Source organism: Streptomyces sp. HNM0575 (assembly GCF_012726265.1).
In the GTDB taxonomy this organism is placed as follows: domain Bacteria; phylum Actinomycetota; class Actinomycetes; order Streptomycetales; family Streptomycetaceae; genus Streptomyces.
The window spans coordinates 404,001-425,025 of record NZ_JAASAG010000001.1; the positions used below are offsets into that span (position 1 = coordinate 404,001).

15 protein-coding genes, 1 tRNA gene and 1 pseudogene are annotated in these 21,025 nt (G+C 70.2%); 16 read left to right on the plus strand and 1 reads right to left on the minus strand.

The genetic code is table 11. From position 1 onward, the window contains the following. Nucleotides 1-229: 229 nt before the first annotated feature. The 12 genes and pseudogenes from HCC61_RS01665 to HCC61_RS01720 form a co-directional block, all read left to right on the plus strand. On the plus strand, nucleotides 230-988 hold the full coding sequence (locus HCC61_RS01665) for an SDR family oxidoreductase (protein ID WP_169133394.1): 759 nt from the start codon (nucleotides 230-232) through the stop codon (nucleotides 986-988). 26 nt (nucleotides 989-1,014) lie between these two features. Then, nucleotides 1,015-2,532, plus strand: a complete 1,518-nt coding sequence (locus HCC61_RS01670) for a CoA-transferase (protein ID WP_169133395.1) — start codon at nucleotides 1,015-1,017, stop codon at nucleotides 2,530-2,532. 47 nt (nucleotides 2,533-2,579) lie between these two features. Beyond that, nucleotides 2,580-3,740: an acyl-CoA dehydrogenase family protein gene (locus HCC61_RS01675; RefSeq protein WP_169133396.1), complete on the plus strand. Its 1,161-nt coding sequence runs from the start codon at nucleotides 2,580-2,582 to the stop codon at nucleotides 3,738-3,740. 62 nt (nucleotides 3,741-3,802) lie between these two features. Continuing rightward, a complete protein-coding gene (locus HCC61_RS01680; RefSeq protein WP_169133397.1) occupies nucleotides 3,803-4,903 on the plus strand; it encodes a sugar ABC transporter substrate-binding protein in 1,101 nt (366 codons plus the stop codon). Beyond that, entirely contained in the window at nucleotides 4,900-5,943 is a 1,044-nt protein-coding gene (locus tag HCC61_RS01685; protein WP_169133398.1) for an ABC transporter permease, read from the plus strand. The genes HCC61_RS01680 and HCC61_RS01685 overlap by 4 nt, the downstream gene beginning before the upstream one ends. Next, on the plus strand, nucleotides 5,940-7,457 hold the full coding sequence (locus HCC61_RS01690; RefSeq protein WP_169133399.1) for a sugar ABC transporter ATP-binding protein: 1,518 nt from the start codon (nucleotides 5,940-5,942) through the stop codon (nucleotides 7,455-7,457). Before HCC61_RS01685 ends, HCC61_RS01690 begins: the two co-directional genes overlap by 4 nt. A 1-nt stretch (nucleotide 7,458) precedes the next feature. Then, nucleotides 7,459-8,457 (plus strand): ABC transporter permease, encoded by a 999-nt coding sequence (locus HCC61_RS01695; RefSeq protein ID WP_169133400.1) that lies wholly within the window; start codon nucleotides 7,459-7,461, stop codon nucleotides 8,455-8,457. 86 nt (nucleotides 8,458-8,543) lie between these two features. After that, nucleotides 8,544-9,557 carry an aldo/keto reductase gene (locus tag HCC61_RS01700; protein ID WP_169133401.1) on the plus strand — a complete coding sequence of 338 codons (1,014 nt, stop codon included), beginning with the start codon at nucleotides 8,544-8,546 and terminating at the stop codon, nucleotides 9,555-9,557. A 63-nt stretch (nucleotides 9,558-9,620) separates the two neighbouring features. Continuing rightward, nucleotides 9,621-10,676: a 2,3-butanediol dehydrogenase gene (locus HCC61_RS01705; RefSeq protein ID WP_169133402.1), complete on the plus strand. Its 1,056-nt coding sequence runs from the start codon at nucleotides 9,621-9,623 to the stop codon at nucleotides 10,674-10,676. Between the two features lie 109 nt (nucleotides 10,677-10,785). Continuing rightward, the gene (locus HCC61_RS01710; RefSeq protein ID WP_346777013.1) at nucleotides 10,786-11,910 is read left to right on the plus strand and encodes a dihydrodipicolinate synthase family protein; all 1,125 of its coding nucleotides are present in this window, start codon (nucleotides 10,786-10,788) and stop codon (nucleotides 11,908-11,910) included. Next, on the plus strand, nucleotides 11,907-12,731 hold the full coding sequence (locus HCC61_RS01715) for a sugar phosphate isomerase/epimerase (RefSeq protein WP_346776974.1): 825 nt from the start codon (nucleotides 11,907-11,909) through the stop codon (nucleotides 12,729-12,731). The genes HCC61_RS01710 and HCC61_RS01715 overlap by 4 nt, the downstream gene beginning before the upstream one ends. Nucleotides 12,732-12,818: 87 nt before the next feature. Further along, nucleotides 12,819-13,175: pseudogene (locus tag HCC61_RS01720) on the plus strand (transposase); the annotation flags it as partial. A gap of 514 nt (nucleotides 13,176-13,689) precedes the next feature. Here HCC61_RS01720 and HCC61_RS01725 read toward each other — a convergent pair. Next, nucleotides 13,690-13,762: transfer RNA gene (locus HCC61_RS01725), tRNA-Arg, on the minus strand. A 340-nt stretch (nucleotides 13,763-14,102) separates the two neighbouring features. Between HCC61_RS01725 and HCC61_RS01730 the strand changes: the two genes are divergently transcribed. The 4 genes from HCC61_RS01730 to HCC61_RS01745 all read left to right on the plus strand — a co-directional run bounded on the left by HCC61_RS01730 (nucleotide 14,103) and on the right by HCC61_RS01745 (nucleotide 21,023). After that, on the plus strand, nucleotides 14,103-15,854 hold the full coding sequence (locus HCC61_RS01730; protein WP_169133404.1) for a dynamin family protein: 1,752 nt from the start codon (nucleotides 14,103-14,105) through the stop codon (nucleotides 15,852-15,854). A 5-nt stretch (nucleotides 15,855-15,859) separates the two neighbouring features. Continuing rightward, nucleotides 15,860-18,454 carry a GTPase gene (locus HCC61_RS01735; RefSeq protein WP_169133405.1) on the plus strand — a complete coding sequence of 865 codons (2,595 nt, stop codon included), beginning with the start codon at nucleotides 15,860-15,862 and terminating at the stop codon, nucleotides 18,452-18,454. 201 nt (nucleotides 18,455-18,655) lie between these two features. Beyond that, complete coding sequence (locus HCC61_RS01740) at nucleotides 18,656-19,267, plus strand: single-stranded DNA-binding protein (RefSeq protein ID WP_169133406.1); 612 nt, start codon at nucleotides 18,656-18,658, stop codon at nucleotides 19,265-19,267. Nucleotides 19,268-19,478: 211 nt separating this feature from the next. Further along, nucleotides 19,479-21,023: a thioester domain-containing protein gene (locus HCC61_RS01745; protein ID WP_169133407.1), complete on the plus strand. Its 1,545-nt coding sequence runs from the start codon at nucleotides 19,479-19,481 to the stop codon at nucleotides 21,021-21,023. Nucleotides 21,024-21,025 lie beyond the last annotated feature (2 nt).

Here is a 21,025-nt window from a genome sequence, read left to right on the forward strand (position 1 = left end):
GCCGGCCGGGGCGGCCGCCGATCGCCGGGGACGCCCTCGCACTCGTGCTGCCTGAACGATTGAGAAAACGCTCTCTCACTTCGGCCGCCTGTTTCGCCCCAGCCCCCAGGTAACCAGCCAAGAGGCTCTCAACTGGTGGGATGAAGCCCAGCACTCAATTCGAGAGCTTCCTGCGCGACTGTTGACCCGCGAGACAGGGCGCTGTTAGAAAACGGTTACTGGAGGTGTGATGAGCCTGAAACACAAGGTGTGCGTCACGACGGGCGGCACGTCGGGGATAGGTCTGGCCACGGTGCGCTTGTTCGCGGTGGAGGGCGCCCGGCAGGTCGTGCTGGCCAAGGACAAGCCGGAGTGCGATGCCCTCGTCCAGGAGGCCGGGACACGTGGCTGGCAGGTGGCCGTCGTGGTCGGCGACGTGACCGATCCCGGCGCCTGGGACCGGGTCCTCGAAGAGGCCGACCTGCTCGGCGGCGTGGATGTCCTGGTCAACAACGCCGGCTACGGCATACAGGGGACGGTCCTCGAGACCGGCCCGGCCGACTGGGAGGCGCTCTTCGCCACCAATGTCACCGGTGCTTTCCTCGGCTGCCGCGCGATCGTGCCGCGCATGATCGCTCAGGGTTCCGGTGCCGTGGTCAACGTCGCATCGGTTGCCGGGCAGATCGGCATGCCACGGCGGGCCGCGTACTGCGCTTCGAAGGCCGCTGTACTCGGTCTCACCAGGGCCATGGCAGTGGACCACGCGTCTGAGGGAGTACGGGTCAACGCGGTCGCACCCGGCACCACCGACTCCCCGTACTTCTCGAAGATCGCAGCGGATGTCGCGGATCCCGTGGAATACCGCCGCTACCTCGAAGGGCGTCAGCTGCTCAACCGTCTCGCCGACGCGAGCGAGATCGCCGCGGCGGTCGGGTTCCTCGCAAGTGACGCCTCCTCGTTCGCGACCGGATCGGTCGTCACCGTCGACGGCGGAATGAGCGTCGCATGAGGTGTGCGAACTTGGGCCCTGCCGCAATGTCAGCCGCCGCGGCAGCGGAGACCGTCCCGGACGGCGCGACGATCGCCATGAGCGGGTCTGGCGGCGGCATCCTCGAGGCCGACGATGTACTCGCCGCCGTCGAGGAGCGCTTCCTGGACAGCGGACATCCGCGGGACCTGACCGTGATCCACGGCCTCGGCATCGGTGACGGCCGGAAGACCGGGCTGACCCGCCTCGCGCATGAGGGCATGGTCACCCGCGTCATCGGCGGCCACTGGTCGTGGTCTCCGGCGATGCAGGCTCTGGCCGCCGAAGGAACCATCGAGGCCTACTCGTTGCCCGCCGGGATCATTGCTGCGCTGCTGCGTGAGAGCGGTGCCCGGCGCCCGGGCGTTTTCTCCCAGGTGGGGCTCGGGACGTTCGTCGACCCGCGGCGTCAGGGAGGCCGACTCAACGAGGTCTCGCGGGACGACCTCGTCACGCTGGTGGAGATCGACGGGGTCGAGTATCTGCACTACCGCCCAGTGCACGTCGACATCGGTCTGGTGCGCGGCAGCTCTATGGACGAGAAGGGCAACGTCAGCTTCGCCGGGGAGGCCGCCTCCTTGGACAGCCAGGCGGTTGCCGCCGCCGCCCGCGGTTGTGGCGGCAAGGTCATCGCGCAGGTGAAGCGCCGGGTCCCGGCCGGGGGCCAGGACCCGCGCATGGTGAGCGTCCCCGGTCCCCTGGTCGACATCGCCGTCCTCAGCCCCGGCCAGTGGCAGACGTATGCGGCCGAGTTCGACCCGGCCTTCGTTCAGCCCGGTACTGCCGGACACCCGCAGCAGACCCGTCGTGCTGTGACGGCAGGACCGCGGGACGTCGTCGCCCGCCGGGCGGCGCTGGAAGTACCGCGAGGCTGCGTGCTCAACGTCGGCTACGGCATGAGCGCGGGAGTCGTCGATGTCCTGGCAGAGGAGGGCCGGCTGCGCGACGTCCAGCTCGCGATCGAGCAGGGGGCTGTCGGCGGCGTGCCCGAGACCGGCGTCCTCTTCGGTCTCAGCCGGCATCCCGACGCACTGGTCTCCTCCCTCTCGCAGTTCGACTTCTTCGCGACGGGCATGCTCGACGTGGCCGTGCTGGGCATGGCCGAAGCCGACCAGCACGGGAACGTCAACGTGAGCAAGGTCGGCCCCTCCGTAGTCGGACCGGGCGGTTTCATCGACATCGCCCATGCCGCGGACAAGCTGGTCTTCTGCGGCACCTTCACCGCTCAGGGCCTGCGGACGGACGTACGTCCGGGCGAGATGCGGATCGTCATCGAAGGCCGGGTGCGCAAGTTCGTACCGGCGGTCTCGCACGTCACCTTCGATGCCGCCACCGCACGCCGGCGGGGACAGCAAGCTCTCTTCGTGACCGAACGCGCCGTGTTCGAACTCCGCGATGAGGGACTCACGTTGGTCGAGGTCGCTCCGGGCATCGACGTACGTCGCGACGTTCTGGACCTCATGGATTTCACCCCGCTGATTGATCCGTCGCTTCGTCCGATGCCGGCAGAAATCTTCAAACCCTGAGCAACACAGCGGCAAGCGATCAGCCCGCACACCTGGAGGACCCACCGATGTCACCGAACCCGACCGCCGAAGCTGCCTCGGAGCGTGAGGCTCTCACCGCCATGGTGCGCGACTTCGCGGCGAAGGAGATCGCACCGATCGTCGAAGAGCTCGACAGCACCGAGCGTTTCCCCGAGGAGATCTATGCCCAGATGGGCGAGTTGGGATTGATGGGGGTCACCGTCCCCGAGACCGACGGCGGTGCCGGAGGTCTGGTGGGCGACTACGTCGCCGTAATGGAGGAGCTCTCCTACGGTTACGCCAGCGTCGCCGACCAGTGCGGCCTGGTGGAACTGGTCGCCTCGTTGCTGGTCGGCTTCGGCACGCCCGAGCAGAAGGACCGCTACCTGCCCGGGCTCATCAGCGGCCGGACGCGCTGTAGTTACGCACTGACCGAACCCGACGCGGGATCCGACCTCGGGGGAGTGAAGACCAGCGCCCGCCGCGACGGTGCCGACTGGATCCTCAACGGCGAGAAGATCTACATTCACAACGCGCCGGTGGCCGACGTGGCGTTGGTCCTCGCAGTGACGGACCCCGGCAAGCGCAAGCGCGGCGGCATGTCGATGTTCCTGGTCGACGTGGACACACCGGGCGTCGAACGCGCCTACCGCGAGAAGAAGATGGGGCAGAAGGCCTCCCCCGTGGGGGGCTTCGTCTTCACGGACGTCCGTCTGCCATCGACCGCTCTCCTGGGTGAGGCCGGTACCGGCTTCGGCGCCGTGCTCTCCGTACTGGAGAAGGGGCGGCTGGGCATCGGCGCGCTCGCCAACGGCATTTCGCGGGCAGCCTTGGACACCGCCCGCGAACATGCCGTCAGCCGCCGTCAGTTCGGTGAACCGCTGGCTGCGTTCCAGTCCGTCGCGTTCCAACTCGCCGACATGACCGTGGATCACAGGGCCGCAAAGCTCCTCCTGGAGGACGCCGCCCTGTTGCTCGACACCGGCCGGCCCGCAGGCCCTGCCTGCTCGATGGCCAAGTTGTTCGCCTCCGAGGCGAGTATCCGCAACACCTCCCGCGCCGTGCAGATCCTCGGCGGCGCCGGATACATCCGCGGTGTGCCGGCGGAACGCCTGTACCGCGATGCCCGCATCACAACGATCTACGAAGGAACCAGCGAAGTGCAGCGGCTCATCGTCAGCCGCGATCTGCTGCGCCCCCGCGGGTGACAGGACGCCGCGCCCCGGGTCCTCGCCGACCCGCGCGGCTCGTACCAACAGGAGGACGTGCCATGCCATATCCCCGATTCACGGTCGCCGCGGTGCCGGTGACCCTCATAACCCTCGCTGCCTCGCTCACCGCCTGCAAGGCCGTGGACGACGGATCGGCCTCGTCCGATTCAGGTAAGTGCAAGCCGTCCGAGGTCACGCTGGTTCAGTCGGGACGCGGACTGAGCAACGAGTACTACGTCGCGGTCGACGCCGGGGCCCGGGCCTTCGCCAAGTCGCAGGGCCTGAAGCGCAAGTACCAGTGGATTGCCAGCGACGGCGACTCCTCGAAGCAGCTGAGCCAGATCCAGTCGATTCTGGCCAAGGGCGGTAAGTGCGTCGTACTGAACGTCGACCCCAATGAGTCCTCGGTTCTCCCGGCGATCGTCAAGGCCGTCGACAAGTCCGGGGCGTGGCTGGTCACCCAGTGGAACCGGCCCGCAGGACTGTCCCCGGAGCGCAGCTCGCCGCACTGGGTCGCCCATATGTCCGTGGACGGTGTCCCGCAGGGCTACGAGACCGCGAAGGCCCTGTTCAAGTCGATGGGGGGCAAGGGCTCGATCGTCGCTCTACAGGGAATCCTCGACAATCCGCCCGCCAAGGAGCGCTACAAGGGACTGAAGAAGGCGCTGAAGGAATACCCCGGCATCAAGCTGCTGTCGAGTCAGACCGCGGAATGGGACCGCACCAAGGGGCAGAACGTCACCCAGAACTATCTGACGAAGTACGGCAAGAAGATCGACGGTGTCTGGGCCGCAAGCGACTCCATGGGCCTGGGCGCACTGGGAGCGGTCAAGAACGCCGGCAGGGAAGGGCAGGTCGAGATCGCATCCGTCGACGGGCTTGCCGAGACGGTGCACAAGGTGCAGGACCCGTCGACCGGTTACGTCGCCACGACCCAGTCCTCCGCGGTGCCCCAGGGCGGGTTCGGGCTGTCGATCGGATTCGCGGCTGCCACCGGAAAGATCAACCCCGCGAAGGAGTCGCGCGAGCGGCGCTCGTTCTACCTCAAGCCGAAGCCGATCATCACGCGGGCCAACGCCTCCTCCGTGCCGCCTGCCACCGACACCTCGCGGTTCCACTTCAAGGATCTGTGGTCGCAACAGGGCGGGCCCATCCGATGAGTGCGTCGCTGGCCCCGGTAGACAAGCAGGACCGTCAAAGCCCCGAATCGAGTGCCCCCGTCGAGCCCTCGCCTGCCCGCGCCACGCTCAGGTCGCACAACGTACCCGCTCCGGTACTGGGCGTTCTCGCGCTCATCACCGGCGTGATGGCCTTCGTCAACCCGTCCTTCCTCTCTCCGAGGAATCTGGGCGCGCTGGCCGAGCAGAGCGCCGTGCCCGTCGTGCTGGCCGTCGGTCTGACCTTCGTCATCCTGATGGGAGGCATCGACCTCTCACTCGAAGGGACCCTGGCGGCCGTGTCGTTGAGCACGGCCCTCCTGGTCGCCAACGACCGCAACGGCATGGACATCGGCCTCTGGGTCATCCCTGCCGGATGCGCGGTGGGGGCCCTGATCGGCCTGCTCGCCGGAACGTCCGTGGCGTTGCTGCGCGTTCCGTCCTTCATCGTCACGATCGGGACGTGGCAGATCGGCCTCGGCGTCGCACAGCTGCTGTTCGGATCGGCGCCACCACGGGTGACGGACCCGCGCTTCCGCGGGCTGGCGGTCGACAAGATGCTCGGTCTGCCCGGCATCGTCTGGATCGCGGCGCTGGTGGTGGTCTTCGGCCTGGTGGTGCAGCGCTACACGCGCTTCGGCCGCTACGCGTACGTCATCGGCGGCAGCGAAGAGACGGCGCTGCTCTCCGGCATACCGGTGCGCCGGTACCGGGCTGCTTCCTTCGTCCTCGCCGGTGCCGCCACAGGACTGGCAGCGGTGGCGGCGACCGCCCGGTCGGGAGTGGGCGAAGTCAGCATCGGCAACGGCCTGTTGTTCACGTCCATCGCCGGAGTGGTACTGGGAGGCACGTTCCTCACCGGTGGCCGCGGCGGAGTTCTGCACTCGGTGATCGGAGTGATCGTGATGGTCGCCATCGCCAACGCCATGGTTCTGGCCGGCATCAGCCCCTATGTGCAGCAAGCCGTCCAGGGGGCCATCGTCGTGACCGCGGCCGTCGCCACCATGTGGCGGGCCCGGCAGCGTCTGCGGGTGATCAAATGACGGCCACGCCGGTCATGGAGCTTCGCCGGGCGGAGAAGTCGTTCCCCGGAGTACATGCGCTCAGGAATGTCGATGTGGAGATCCGGCAGCACGAAGTTCTGGGACTGATCGGGGAGAACGGCGCCGGGAAGTCCACCCTGCTGAAGATCCTCGGCGGCCTCCAGCGGCCCGACTCGGGAGAGTTGCTGATGGGGGGCTGCGAGGTCAGCTTCCAGGGCGTCGCCGACGCGAACCGCCACGGTGTCGCGATGGTCTTCCAGGAGCAGTCGCTGCTGGAGAACATCAGCGTCGCCGAGAACGTCCTGCTCGGCAACGAACGCCCCTCACTTCGCTTCGGGCTCTACCGCTGGGGAGACCTCAACCGCCGGGCCCAGAGGTATCTGGACCTCGTCGGTGGTTCGCTGCAAGCCTCCACCCCGACCAGCCGGCTGTCCTTCGCCAAGCGGCAACTGGTCGAAGTCGCCAAGGCACTTGCCTCCGGCGAGCGGGGCGACGGTGAACCGGTCATCCTGCTCGACGAGCCGACATCGGTGCTGGAGCAGTCCGAAATCGAGTCGCTCTTCTCCATCGTCCGCGAACTGCGCAAGCGCGCCAGCGTCGTGTTCGTCTCCCACCGCATCGAGGAAGTCCTGGAGATCTGCGACCGCGTCTACGTCATGCGGGACGGCGAGGTGGTCGGCGAGTGCCGGCCGGCGGAGACCACCACCGACCGCCTCTTCTCGATGATGGTCGGCCAGGACCTGAGCGCCGGCTACTACCACGAATCCCGCCAGAAGCCTCCGCTGCCCGAGGACCGGCTCGTGGTGCGCGACCTCACCGCCAAGACCTTCCAGGACGTCTCGTTCACCATCGCACGCGGTGAGGTCGTGAGCCTCATGGGTGTTCAGGAGAGCGGACGGGAAGACGTCGCCCGGGCGATCTTCGGCGCCGTTCCGACGAGGTCGGGCAGCATCACCCTGGACGGGGAGCGCCTCGGGTCCCGAACACCGGCGCGCGCCGTGCATGCGGGGATCGGTTACGTCCCGTCCGAGCGGAAGACCGACGGAGCGGTGCTCGGTATGACCGTCCGCGAGAACCTCACACTCGCGCATCCCGGCCAGGTCAGCAGGGGCCCGCTCCTGGACCGGGACCGTGAACGAGCAACGGTCACACGGTGGATCGACGACCTGCGGGTGCAGACGCCGTCTCCCCGAACCCCCCTTCGTGACCTCTCCGGCGGAAACCAGCAGAAGGTCGTGCTGGCCAAGTGGCTCCTGGACCCGGACCTGCGGCTCCTGGTACTGGACACACCGACCCGAGGGCTCGATGTCGGGGCCAAGTCCGACGTGTACGCCCTGGTGCGCGGGCTCGCCGAGCGGGGCCTGGCGGTCCTGCTGCTCGCCGACACCCTCGATGAGGGCATCACGATGAGCCACCGCGTGCTGACCATGAAGGACGGCCGCATCACAGGTGAGTTCAATTCCGGCGTCGGCGCCCGTCCCCCGAGCACCGACGTCCTCGAAAGGATGGTCTGACATGGCCACCGGCACAACGGCACCACCGAAACCCCGGACGGAGAAGAGGCCGACCAGGCGTTCACGGCTGCCTCGCCTTCACGAAGCCGGCGCCGCGCCGCTCCTCGTACTCGTGCTGCTCGTCGTCGTCGGAAGCTACGACCCTTCGTTCTTCCAGTTGCAGAGCCTGGCCTCATTGCTGGAGCAGGCCGCCCCGTTGGCTCTGCTCGCGATCGGTCAGGCTCTGGTCGTCCTCACCGGGCGCATCGATCTGTCGAACGCGGGACTGGCAAGCCTCGCAGGGGTGGTCCTCGCGCAGGGCCTCGGTTCCTGGGGTCCGGTCGCCGTGCCGGTCGCCGTACTGGGCGCGATGGCATGCGGGCTGCTGATCGGGACCGTCCACGTCAGCACCCAGGTGCCGTCGTTCATCATCACCCTGGGATTCCTGGGTGTGTTCGCAGGGCTCTCACTGTCCGTGTCCCGAGCCGACTCGATCCTGGTGACACACGGTTCCGGCAGCATCGACTGGATCTTCTTGAGGATCTTCGGATTCCCGATCTCCTATGCACTGGTGCTGCTGGTGGCGCTCATGCTGATGGCCGCCATGCGGTCGCTGACGATCGGGCGCCGCGTCCGGGCCGTCGGGCTCAACGAGCGGGCCGCGGCCTACAGCGGCATCCGCACTCAGCGCGTCGTCGTGACCATGTTCGCGGCCTCAGGAGGCCTCTCGGGCCTGGCAGCGGTACTTCAGGTCGCCCGCCTCCAGTCGGCGGGGGCCACCACCTCCGATTCGCTGCTGCTTCCCGCGCTCGCGGCCGTCATCGTCGGCGGCACAGCCCTCTCCGGGGGAGTGGGCGGAGTGGGACGCACCGTGTGCGGCGCATTGGTCATCGCGCTGCTGCGCGTCGGCCTTGACCTCATCGGCGTCGACGCAGCGTTCCAGCCGATCCTCTACGGCGGCATCGTGATCCTGGCGATCGCCGTGACCGTCCAGCGGCGGCGAGGAGTCGCGGTCGCGTGAACGGCAGCCGAGGCGGTCAGCCCACATGCCGGCCGCCCTCCGACGCGAGACGACCACCGTCCGACCACGAAGAAGGAGCGCGCCACATGCAGGTTCACGACTTCCGCCGACTGGGACGAACCGCCGTGCGCTGTACCGCCATGTCCTTCGGCGCCGCCCCGATCGGCAATTTCCTCCGCCCGTTCAGCGACTCCTCGGCGACGGACATGGTGTCGCAGGCGTGGGATCTCGGGATGCGCTACTTCGACACCGCGCCGCTGTACGGGCACGGGCTCAGTGAGCACCGTCTGGGCCACGCGCTGCGCGGCTACGAGCGTGAGCACTACGTCGTCTCCACCAAGGTGGGCCGGCGGCTCAAGCCGGCGAAGCCGGGCACGTTCGACTCCGGCCTCTGGGTCCAACCGGCGCCGTTCAGCGCCTCCTACGACTACTCCTACGACGGCGTCATGCGTTCCGTCGAGGAGAGTCTGCACCGCATGCTTACCGACCACGTCGACGTCCTGCTGATGCACGACGTCGACCGCTACACCCACGGCGACGCCCAGCCCGAGATGTTCCGGCAGGCGGTCGACGACGGCTTCCGCGCACTGGTGAAGCTCCGTGAGGAGAAGGTCGTGTCCGCGATCGGCTTCGGCGTCAACGAGGCGGACATCTGCCTGGAGGCCCTCCGGCAGACGGATGCGGACTGCATGCTGCTCGCCGGCAGGTACACGTTGCTGGAACAGGACCCGCTCGATGAACTCCTGCCCCTTTGCGAGAGCAGGGAGGTCGGAGTGATCCTCGGCGGGGTCTACAACAGCGGCATCCTGGCCACCGGGGCGGTGGAGGGGGCGAAGTTCAACTACGGGCCCGCTCCCCGGGAGATGCGCGAACGGACGGAGCGGATCCACGCCGTCTGCCGGGAGCACGACGTGCCGCTGCCCGCCGCGGCCCTCCAGTTCGCCGCGGCCCACCCGGCTGTCACGAGCGTCTGCATCGGATCACGGAGCCCGGAGCAGCAGAACAACAGCGCTGTGCTGTTCGAGTCCGAGATCCCGGACGCCTTGTGGAGCGACCTGGCTGCCGCGGGGCTGCTCCGGGAGGACGCCCCCACCCCCTAGCAGGGCCCGCACCCGTCGTGCACGCGGAAAACCCATCGGAACGGAACGAGACAGGAGAGCGGCATGAGGGCTGCCCGGTTCCACCGGCAGGGAGACATACGCATCGAGGACATCCCGGAACCGTCCGTACTGCCGGGCACTGTGAAGATCCGGGTCGAGTGGTGCGGCATCTGCGGAACGGATCTGCACGAGTACCTGGACGGGCCGGTCTTCTGCCCGCCACCGGGTGAGCCCCATCCGATGACCGGGGAGTCGTCGCCGGTCGTCCTGGGACACGAATTCGCCGGGACGGTCGCCGACGTGGGCGCTTGGGTGGACGACCTCAGCCTGGGCGAGCGCGTCGTCGTCGAACCCAGGATCGTGTGCCGCACCTGTCCGCCGTGTCTGGCCGGTCACCACAACAGCTGCCGGCAAGCGGCGACGATCGGACTGGCAGGCGGCGGCGGAGGGCTGGCCGAGTACATCGTCGTCGAGCGTGACCTCGTCTTCCCCATCGGCGATATGCCCGCCGAAGTCGGCGCACTGATCGAGCCGTTGGCCGTCGCGTACCACGCGGTGGGCAGGGCGGAATGCGCACCGGGCGCACGCGCGGCGGTCTTCGGAGCGGGACCGATCGGATTGCTCATCGTCACCGTCCTGAAGGCCACGGGCGCCGGTCACATCAGCGTGGTGGAGCCGTCCGCAGCCCGCCGGCAACTGGCTCGCGACGCAGGCGCGGATCTCGTCGTCGACCCCGGCGGCGAGGACGTGGACGAACGCATCCGGGAATCGACGGGAGGCGGGGGAGTCGAGGTGGCTTTCGAATGCGCCGGCGCCGACTCGGTGCTCGCGGGCTGCATCAGCGCGGTCAAGGCCCGCGGCACGGTCGTCAACGTCGCCATCCGGGCGCACCCGGCGACGCTCGACATGCTTCCCCTGGTGCTCAAGGAAGTTCAGCTCGTGGGCACTGTTTGCTACGCCGGAGACCACCAACCGGTCATCGATCTCCTGCGTGAGGGCAAGCTGCCGGTCGAGCAGTTCATCACCAAGCGCATCGACCTGGAAGACCTAGTGGCCGAAGGCTTCCAGACCCTGCTCAACGGCACCGGAGACCAGGTGAAGATCCTGGTGCGCCCCTGATGGCAGCGGCCGTTCAAGGTACGGAACCCAGCCCCTCCTCATTTCCCTCTTATCTGCCGGAGCGTCAGTGACCACACACGTACTTCAACTCCCGGTCCCAGGTGGGCGGATCGATTCCCACAGCGTCGGGTCGCCCGGCCCGTTCACTCCGCCGCGTTCCCCGCTTCGCAGCCGCGTCGCCTACGCGGCGGCCCACGTGGTCGCCGACCCGCTTGCCGAGAACACTCCCGGGTCGCGGGCCGTACTGGACTGGGAGCGGACGTTGGCGTTCCGGCACGAGTTGTGGCGGTGGGGCTTCGGCGTAGCCGAGGCCATGGACACCGCCCAGCGCGGGATGGGACTGGACTGGGCCACGGCCGCCGAGCTGATACGCCGTTCCGCAACTGAGGCCCGTACCGTCGGCGGTCGCATCGTCGCTGGAGTCAGCACCGACCAGCTCGTGCAGCAGACGCCGACGCTCGATCAAGTCGCCGGCGCCTACCTCGATCAGCTCTCCGTCGCCGAGGACGCCGGCGCGGTACCGGTGATGATGGCCAGCCGCGCCCTCGCCCGCGCCGCAAGGGGCCGCGAGGACTATCTCGCCGTCTACGACAAGGTCCTCGGCCAGGCTTCCCAGCCCGTGATCCTCCACTGGCTGGGAGAGATGTTCGATCCGCAGCTGGAGGCCTACTGGGGAGCAGCGGACCTCGACTCCGCGGCCGACACGGTCATCTCGCTGCTGCACACGCACGCATCCCGCATCGACGGCATCAAGCTCTCCATCCTGGACGCTGACCGTGAGCGCGCGCTGCGCCGTCGCCTGCCGGCGGGAGTCCGTCTCTACACGGGCGACGACTTCAACTACAGCGACCTGATCCGCGGTGATGAAGAGGGATACAGCGACGCCCTGCTCGGCGTTTTCGCCGCCATCGCGCCGGCCGCCTCGCACGCACTTCAGGCGCTGGACGCCGGCGATACGGACGCCTACCGCGAGGCGATGGACCGGACCGTCCCACTGGGGCGGCATCTGTTCGCAGCTCCCACGTTCCGCTACAAGTGCGGCGTGGTCTTTCTGGCGTGGCTCAATGGCCACCAGGACCACTTCACGATGGTCGACGGCGCTCAGAGCGGGCGATCACTTACGCACTTGTCCGAACTCTTCCGCCTCGCCGATCAAGCCGGAGTGCTGAGCGACCCCGACCTGGCGGTTGCTCGCATGCGGACTCTCCTCCAGATCTACGGGGTGGTCTCGTGAGCGATCTGAGCCATTTCTCATTCAATTCCCAGACGGCCAAGCGATGGCCGCTGCCCCAACTCATCGATGCCGCAGCGCGACTGGGGCTCGGCGGCGTGGGCCTGTGGCGCGAACCCGTTCAGCGAACGGGGATCGACGAGGTGGCAAGCCTGGTGCGCTCGACGGGACTTGAAGTGACGAGTCTCTGCCGGGGCGGGTTCTTCCCCGCGTCGGAGGAGACCGCCCGCCGCGCACGGATCGACGACAACCGCCGGGCCATCGAAGAGGCAGCCCGACTCGGTGCCCGCACCCTCGCTCTGGTCTGCGGCGGGCTGCCGCCGGGCAGCCGGGATCTGGCTGGAGCGCGGCACATGGTCGCCGACGCAATCGCAGAACTCGCCCCGCACGCGGGCGATCACGGCGTGACGCTCGCTGTCGAACCGATGCACCCCATGTACTGCTCCGACCGAAGCGTCATCACCTCGCTGCGCCAGGCCCGGCTGCTCGCTGAGCACTTCCCGGCCTGCCAGGTCGGTGTACTCGTCGACGCGTATCACGTGTGGTGGGACCCAGAACTGTTCGACGAACTCTCTCTCCTCGGGCCCCGCATCGCGGGCTTTCAGGTCTGCGACTGGGTCACACCGCTGCCAGAAGGCGTCCTGACCGGACGCGGCATGATCGGTCACGGCTGCATCGACCTGCGAGCCCTCCAGCATGCGGTTTACGACGCGGGTTACCGCGGACTCACCGAAGTCGAGATCTTCAATGCGCAGCTCTGGGACCGGCCGGGCGAGGAGGTTCTCACCGCGGTGTGCCGGCAGTACCGCGCACACGTCGTGTGAACCACAGAGCCGGTACTCCAGTGAGAGTTCGTGTCCTGAGCTGGCTGTTTTCGTTGCGTCGGGCATGGTTGGGGGGATGAAGTCGGTGTGTGGGCTGCGGAGTTGGAGACGGAGTTCGCGCGGGTTGCGGGCCGGTTCTCGCGGGCGGATCTGCGGTGGCGGATGCGGGAGTACGTGCGCGGGCTGCCGGGTCGTGTGGAGCGCAAGAACGGCCGGCAACTCGCCGAGTGGGCAGGTCGTCGCGGTCCGGCCGGGTTCCGGCACCTGCTGAACGGCGCGGCCTGGGATGCCGACGCGGTCCGCGATGACCTGCAACGCCACGTCGCTGACCGGCTTGGTTGCCGTGATGGGGTGCTGATCGTGGATGACACCGGGTTCCTCAAGAAGGGGACCACCTCCGCGGGTGTCCGGCGTCAGCACTCCGGCACCGCTGGCCGCACCGAGCGCCGCGCGTGATCACCAGACCCGTACAGATCATCACTCGCCCCGGACGCCCGCCGAGGGGGCTCTCGCGCAATGCCCGAGTACCGGCTCTCCCGACGGCTGCGCGAGTACACGGCTGTGCCGCCCGAGCTGCCGCACGGCTCGGCAGGCTGCCGTTGACGACCAGGTGCTGATCCTCAGCGACGAACGAGACGCGAGACGCCGCACACCGCGCACGGCACTGTGATCGTCCGCTCCGCGAGACGACCGGGCACAGCCGGAGAGCGACGCGGTCGTCGTCTTCGCCGACCTCAGCTTGGCCGAGGCACCTCACGGACGCCCGACCTGCGTCTTCGCCCGAGATGCTGTGGGACGCATATGGGGTGATCAACCGTAGACACCCGGTTTCAGCCGGGGGCGACCGGACGTCTCCGTCCGAGGAGCCATCGGATCCGGTTCACTCCGGATGCTCCCTTCCCGTACCTGAACAGCGAGAACGCCGCCCTCTACGTGCGTAGAGAACGGCGTTCGCGTGCGCCCCCGGCAGGACTCGAACCTGCGGCCAAGCGCTTAGAAGGCGCCTGCTCTATCCACTGAGCTACGGGGGCCGGTCTCGGTCGCGGAGGAGTGGGCGTGCCTCCGGGTGACCGTGGCGCGGTCAAGGATAGGGGTCCCCGTGGCTGGCGCTGCGTGCTTCACGTCCGCGACACCATGTGGAGGTTCAGTGAAGCGCTCCTGATAATCGCAGGCTGGTGCGATTCGTGCAGTGGTTTTCGCCACGAGCCGAGCGGGTGTTGCTCAGTCGTTATGGCTGCGCCGACGGGGACGGGCTCGACCTGTGGGTCACATGGTGCGAATGGCTCTATTGCAGCCTGAAACCGATTGTTTTCGCCCCGCAGAGCCGTGGATACGCTTCAAAATACGGCTGAATTTGGGCATTCTGCGCATGTGGCGATCTTGAACGTACGGCCCGAACTGCTAGACGCGCTCTCGGCGCTCCGCGAAGGCGTCGCCGCCGCACGCTTTCCGTTGCCGCTCCCCGGGGCCGACCGGGCCCGCCGCTCGCGCGACGAACTCCTCGCCCAGCTCGACGACTACCTAATGCCGCGGCTGCGCGCGCCGAAGGCGCCGCTGCTCGCCGTGGTCGGCGGCTCGACCGGCGCGGGGAAGTCGACACTCGTCAACTCCCTTGTGGGGCGCAGGGTGAGCGAGGCCGGTGTGCTGCGCCCCACGACCCGCACCCCCGTGCTCGTCTGCCACCCCGAGGACGAGCCCTGGTTCGCGGGCGACCGCGTACTGCCGCGCCTGGGCCGGGTGTGGATGCCCCGTCAGGAACCGCTCGTACGCGCACCCGACGACGGCGTACGGGGATGCGCCCCGGAGGAGTTGCTCGGCGACGGCCACGACGAGGAGGAGACCGAGCCCGCACTGCGCATCGAGACCGACACCGCGCTCTCACCGGGACTGGCCCTGCTCGACGCACCCGACATCGACTCCCTCGTCGCCTCCAACCGCGACCTCGCCGCCGAACTCCTCTGCGCCGCCGACATCTGGGTGCTGGTCACCACGGCGGCACGCTACGCGGACGCGGTGCCCTGGAATCTGCTGCGCACGGCCAGGGAGTACGACGTCACGCTCGTCACGGTGCTGGACCGGGTGCCGCACCAGATCGCGTCCGACGTGGCACGGCAGTACGGTTCGCTGCTGATCCGCGAGGGCCTGGCCGACGTGCCGCGCTTCACGGTTCCCGAACTGCCGGAGTCCGCAAGCGGATCCGGGCTCCTGCCGGCGACCGCCGTCGCCGGTCTGCGCAACTGGCTGACCCAGCGCGCGCTCGACCCGGCGGCCCGCGCGGTGGCCGGGCGCCGTACCGCCGCCGGTGCGCTCGCCTCGCTGCGCTCCCGCGTCGCGGCTCTCGCCAACGCCTCGGCCGCCCAGCACGCCGCCGCGCTGCGGCTGACCGGCCACATCGAGGAGGCCTACGAAGAGGCACGGCACCGGGTCCGCCGGCACATCGCCGTCGGCGAGCTGCACGCCGGGGACGCCCACGCGCTGTGGCGCGGATTCCCCGTCGACAGCCGCGGCGAGGAGGTACTGGACGCATACGAGGCCGGGCTGACCACGCTCCTCGCCTCCTCCGTGGCCGGTGCCGACGAGCGCGTGGCCGAAGCCTGGCGCCACGACCCAGCCGCACCCGGCACGGAGATCGCCGAGATCGCCACCGGCCGCGCGGGGCAGGGCAGTCGGGCCCACCAGGACGCCGCGGACGGACGCGGCCGCATGAACTTGCTCGTACGCCGCTGGCGGCGCTGCCTGGAGGAGCTGACCGAGGAGGAGGCGCGCGCCGTGGACCACGGGTTCGGGCGGGACGCCGAGGAGGCCGCCGCGATGCTCGCCACGGCGCTCGTGGGCGGCAGCCATGCGGCGGGCGCCTACCGCAACCTGTCGGCCGCCTTCGGGGAGCCCAGCGCCCGGCGGCTGCGCGAGTGCGGGATCAGGCTGCTGGCCACGTACGTCGAGCGGGCGCTCTACGGGGAGCGCGACCGGCGCCTGGCGCCCCTGGACGCGCTGGAGACGGCGCCCGACCCGCAGGTCGATCTGATCGCCGCGCTGTCGGTGCTGCGCAAGGCGGAGGAGACGGTCCTTTCGGGGCCGGGCGCACGGAAGTTGTCGCAGTCGCAGTCGCATACGGAGAGGTGACCGCAATGTCCACAGCGGATGTCCGGGCCGACGGTACGTGCGATGAGGAACACGCAGAGCAAGCCGATCGTGCGGCGACGGGCGCTTCGGGCGCTTCGGGCGCTTCGGGCGCTGCGGGTGCGGCGCCCGCGTCCGCGGGGAGCGGCCGCGGCAGCGAGACCGGCGAGGTGCGTGCCGAGGTACGAGCCGAGGTGCGCAGGGCCGCGGAAGCCGGTGACTCCCGCGCGGCAGGTGAGCCCGGAGACGCCGTGGAGGGCGGTGGACCGCCTGAGACCGCTCCCGCAGGTGGCGCCACTGACGCGGGCGACGAGGCGGCCTGGGACGACGGACTGATCGCCCGCCGCGCCCGAGGTGCGGCGCCCGGCGGACGCCAGGGCAGGCCGGGAGCGGCCGGCCTCTGGGGAGCGGACTCCGGCGCCCAGGGACCGGACGGCGCGTTCGACGGCGGCTTCGACGCCACCGCGGACGGCGCTTTCGACGGTCTCGCCGACGGACGGGGCGCCCACGGTCAGGGGCCCACCGACGGCCGACGGCCCTCGCTGCGGGGCAAGTTGCCGGACCAGTCCGCCCTGACGGGTTGGCCGGGGACCGCGGCGCCGCATCCGCGGGAGCCGTACGAGAAGGAGGCGTTCGGGGAGCAGAGCGCGCTCGGGCGCCGCGTGGTCGCGTTGCGCAGACTTGTCGACCTGTCGAGAACCCGGCTGCCGAGGAGCGTGCTCGCCGAGGCCGACCGCGTACTGGACGCCGCCGACGGCCGCGAGCGGCTCTCCCGCCGCTACACGACGGTCGCGATCGCCGGCGCCACCGGAAGCGGCAAGTCCTCGCTGTTCAACGCCCTCGCCGGTACGCGGCTCTCCCAGGCGGGCATGCGCAGGCCGACGACCGCGACGCCGGTCGCCTGCTCCTGGGAGGTCCCGGGCGCGGGACCGGCCGACGGGCTGCTCGACCGGCTCGGCATCCCCCCGTCCACCCGGCGTCTGATGCGCCCGGAGTCGGACTGGAGGGGCCGTATCGACGAGGGCGCGCGCAGCGAGCTGGAGGGCCTCGTCCTCATCGACCTGCCCGACCACGACTCCGCCGCGGAGGGCCATCGCGAGCAGGTGGAGCGGCTGCTTCGGCTGGTGGACGCGGTGGTCTGGGTGGTCGACCCGGAGAAGTACGCGGACGCGGTGCTGCACGAGCGGTATCTGCGTCCGCTGGCCGGATACGCCGAGGTGACGTTCATCGTCCTCAACCAGACCGACCGGCTGCCGGGCGACGCGACGGGCGCCGTACTGAACGACCTGCGGCGGCTCCTGGACGAGGACGGAATGGCGCTTGGCGAGCACGGTGAGCCGGGCGCACGCGTCATGGCGACGTCGGCGCTCGTGGGCGAGGGCATCGAGGAACTCCGCACGGAGCTGGCCGAGTTCGTCGCCGAACGCCGGGCGGCGTCGCTGCGGCTGAGCGCCGACCTGGACGTCGTCGTGGAGAGTCTGCGGCCGGAGTATGTGACTCCGGGCCGGGTGGCGGCCGCGGACGGGCCGATGGTGCTCACCGACGACGTGCGCGAGGCGTTCTCCGGACGGCTGGCGCACGCGGCGGGTGCGCACGCGGCGGGACAGGCCGCCGAACGCGCCTGGCTGCGGCATGCGGAGCGCGCCTGCGGTACTCCCTGGGCGCAGCTTCAGCACTGGTACGAGGAGCGGCGCTCGCGCAAGGAGGCGGCGGAATCGGGCTCCGGCGCCCCGGAGGAGGCGGACGACTGGGACGGTGGGGCCGCCGGTGATCCGCGTGACGCCGCGGCGGCGGTCGACGCGCTCTTCGGGGACGGCGACGGGTACGGCGCGGCGGGCCTCGGCTCCGTGTCCGGGGCGGAGGCGGCACCCGTGGCCGGGCGGACATCCGCGGGTGCAGGCGGGGCCGAGTCGCCGTCCGACGGCGGTCCGCGGGTGGCGCGGCCGGCGGTGGCGCACGCGGTGCGCACCGTCGTCGAGCAGGCGGCGGCCGGTCTGCCCGATGCCTGGCGCCGGTCCGTACGCGACGCCGCCTGGCGGGGTGCCGCCGGACTGCCGGAGGCGCTGGACGCGGTGCTGCGCGTGGGCGCGGAGCCGGAAGCGGTCCGCTCCGAGGGCCTGTTGGTCGAGGGGTTGTCGTCCGAGGGTCTGTCCTCCGAGGGCGGTGCGCCCGGCGGTGGAGCGGGGCGTTCCGGAAGGAGAGCGGGGAAGCGGACGGGGCGGCACTCGGAGAACCGGCCGGCGCTGCGGCGTCCCTTCTGGTGGAACCTCGCGCTCGTGGGCCAACTGCTCTTCTTCGTCGCGCAGTTGGCCGGTGCGGGCTGTGTGCTGTGCGCGGCGCTCGGAGTGAACCTCGTGGCCGAGTGGGTCGGTGTGGCGCTGCTCATCGGCGGTGTGCTGGGCGGTTCGCTGCTGGCGTGGGGGTGCCGGTTCGCCGCACGGGGGCCCGCGGCGGAGCACGGACGGCGTGAGGAGTGGCGGCTGCGGCGGCTCGTCGCGGGGTGCGGGCAGGTGCATGTGCTGGAGCCGGTGGCCGCGGAGCTGCTGCGCTACCGGGAGGTGCGTGAGCAGTACGTGATCGCGACGGGCGACTCCTCGCTGTAGGGGCCGTAGCGGGGCCGGTTGGTACGGGCGCTTGCCGAACCCCTCTTCCGGGTGGCCGAGTTGTCCACAGTCGTATGGTTGTCCCCAGGTCAGAGCGGGTTTTTCGGAATCGCGGCAAGGTGGTCTCCACGCGGTGCGAAGGCACGGCGCGGAGACCGGCGCCGGCGATCGCGGAGATGCCGGCGGACTACAGGGGGCGTGATGTACGAGACGCATGTGACGGTCGTGGGGAACGTGGCGACGCGGGTGGAGTTCAGCACCACGGCGGCGGGGGTTCCGCTGGCGCGGTTCCGGCTCGCGAGCACGGTGCGGCGGTTCGACGCGCAGGAGCGCGTCTGGTCGGACGCCGGGACGACCTTCTACACGGTGTGGACCCGGCGTGCGCTGGCGGAGAACGTGGCCTCGTCGGTGACGCTCGGCGAACCGGTCATCGTGACGGGCCAGTTCCGCGTCCGGGAGTCCGACCGCGACGGGCAGCACTTCTTCTCCGCCGAGCTCTCGGCGTCGTCCGTCGGGCACGATCTCTCGCGCGGCACCTCGGCCTTCGTCCGGGTGTCCCCGGCCCGCCGCGGGCTGGTCGACGGGCAGCAGGGGAAGGGCGGCACCGAGGAGGCGGCGGCTGCGCTGGCCGGTGCTCCGGAGTCCGCGTCGCGGGCGGCAGCGGGGGCGGACGCCGCAGCGGGAGCGAAGTCCGGCACGGTGGCGAAGTCGGGCACGGTGACGAAGACGAAGGCGGTGGCGAAGTCCGGCGCGGGAGCGAAGACGGACGCGGGGGCGGAGGCAAAGGTTCCAGGTCAGTCGGGCGGGCCTTGATCGTCCCGGTCCGCCGGATTCGCTGATAACGATTTTGAGTCGGAACGCTTCAACGGCCGGATCGACGAGGATCAGGACACTTCCGCTCCCTACGATCCCCGCGTGGCTGACGGGGGTTCAGTGCTTGGCGGTGGGACGGCAGCACGCGACCGGCCGGATCGCCGCAGTGATCTCTCAACTGTCGTGTCTGCGCCGCCCGGAGGGGAAATTCATGAGGTTTGTCCGCGGGGCCGTGACCGTCGTGAGCGGGCACGCTGCCGCACGTGCGGCTCGACGTCTCGCAGCCGTGTCGCTGGTCACCGTTCTGCTCACGGCGGGTGCGGCCGCCACGGCCGTTCCGGCCGCCGCGGCGAGCGATGACGAGCCGTCACGGCAGGGCGGGGCGACGGCCACACTGGAGGGGCTGAAGACCTACGGGCAGGCCGTCGTCCACGAGAGCGGCGAGGAACTGACCACCGGCGCCGGGCTCTTCGAGATGGCGGTCGACGGAGGCGGCAGGCTCCAGACGTACGGGCTCGACGTGGACAACCCCACGCAGCAGCACGCGCGTTACGGGGAGACCGACTGGGGCCGTACGTCACTGCACGACAATCCGGAGGCAGGCAGGATCCTCTGGATACTCCGGCACTCCTATCCGCAGGTCGACGACTTGCAGGCGCTTGCGAAGACCGCCCGCGCCGGGAAGCTCTCACCGCGGACGGCCGCGGCGGGCACCCAGGTCGCGATATGGCGCTTCACGGACGGTCCGTCCGCGCGGCGCGGCCGCGCCGGAGGCACCGGCGAGGGCGGGGGCGGCGGTGTCCGCGTCGAGGCGGCCGATCCGGCCGCCGAGAAGCTGGCCGACCATCTTCAGCGGTCGGCACGGCGGATGGCGGAGCCCCGTGCGTCGCTGTCCCTCGACCCCGCAACGCTCCCGCGGAGGAGCGGCAGCCGCCTCGGCCCCTTCACGGTGCGTGCGAGCGCGCCCGGCGTCGCCGTCTCGCAGACGCCCGGCTCGGGATCGCCGGGCGCCCGGATCGTGGGCCGGGACGGGAAGCCGGTGACCTCCGCACGGAACGGCGCACAGCTCTACTTCGACGTGCCGCAGGGGCGGCGGTCCGGTCAGGGCTCGCTCACCGTGCAGGCCGCCACGAAGGTGCCCGTCGGGCGGGCCCTCACAGGAGTGGGCGGTCACGCCGGGAGCCAGGCGCAGATACTCGCCGGGTCCAGCAGGTCGATGGTCTCCGCGTCGGCGGACGTCCACTGGGCCGCGGAGGGGGCGATACCCGCGGTCAAGGCGGAGAAGAGCTGCGCCGGGGAGGGCGTCGGCGTCACCGTCGCCAACGCCGGGGACCGGCCCTTCCGCTTCCGGCTCGCGGGCAGGGAGCACGCGGTGGACGCGGCGGACAGCCGTACGTTCACGGTGCCGGTGCGGGAGGACCAGGCGTACCGCATACCGCTCACCGGCCCGCACGGTCTGGAGAAGACCTTCACCGGCGTACTGGACTGCGCGACGCGCAGCTCGGTGCCGGTGACGGAGGCCGGGGAGGACGCGGACGGCCCGGGACTGCGTACGGCCACGGTGGGCGGCGGCGACGCCGGTGCGGGCGCGGCCGAGAGCAGTGCCGTCGCCGACGGCGGTGATCTTGCCGATACGGGCGCGAGCGGCACCCCGCTGATCGCGGGCACGGCGGTCGGACTGGTGGTGCTCGGTGCCATGGCCGTGCTGGTGGTGCGCAGGAAGAATCCGGACGACGGCGGCGTTCAGAAGGGGTGACG

Excerpts from the sequence above, each read along its gene's own strand:
- HCC61_RS01705 (WP_169133402.1), top strand. The coding sequence starts at position 9,621 with ATGAGGGCTGCCCGGTTCCACCGGCAGGGAGACATACGCATCGAGGAC.
- HCC61_RS01745 (WP_169133407.1), top strand. The coding sequence starts at position 19,479 with ATGAGGTTTGTCCGCGGGGCCGTGACCGTCGTGAGCGGGCACGCTGCC.
- HCC61_RS01675 (WP_169133396.1), top strand. The coding sequence starts at position 2,580 with ATGTCACCGAACCCGACCGCCGAAGCTGCCTCGGAGCGTGAGGCTCTC.
- HCC61_RS01680 (WP_169133397.1), top strand. The coding sequence starts at position 3,803 with ATGCCATATCCCCGATTCACGGTCGCCGCGGTGCCGGTGACCCTCATA.
- HCC61_RS01740 (WP_169133406.1), top strand. The coding sequence starts at position 18,656 with ATGTACGAGACGCATGTGACGGTCGTGGGGAACGTGGCGACGCGGGTG.
- HCC61_RS01685 (WP_169133398.1), top strand. The coding sequence starts at position 4,900 with ATGAGTGCGTCGCTGGCCCCGGTAGACAAGCAGGACCGTCAAAGCCCC.
- HCC61_RS01665 (WP_169133394.1), top strand. The coding sequence starts at position 230 with ATGAGCCTGAAACACAAGGTGTGCGTCACGACGGGCGGCACGTCGGGG.
- HCC61_RS01690 (WP_169133399.1), top strand. The coding sequence starts at position 5,940 with ATGACGGCCACGCCGGTCATGGAGCTTCGCCGGGCGGAGAAGTCGTTC.
- HCC61_RS01695 (WP_169133400.1), top strand. The coding sequence starts at position 7,459 with ATGGCCACCGGCACAACGGCACCACCGAAACCCCGGACGGAGAAGAGG.
- HCC61_RS01670 (WP_169133395.1), top strand. The coding sequence starts at position 1,015 with ATGTCAGCCGCCGCGGCAGCGGAGACCGTCCCGGACGGCGCGACGATC.
- HCC61_RS01700 (WP_169133401.1), top strand. The coding sequence starts at position 8,544 with ATGCAGGTTCACGACTTCCGCCGACTGGGACGAACCGCCGTGCGCTGT.
- HCC61_RS01735 (WP_169133405.1), top strand. The coding sequence starts at position 15,860 with ATGTCCACAGCGGATGTCCGGGCCGACGGTACGTGCGATGAGGAACAC.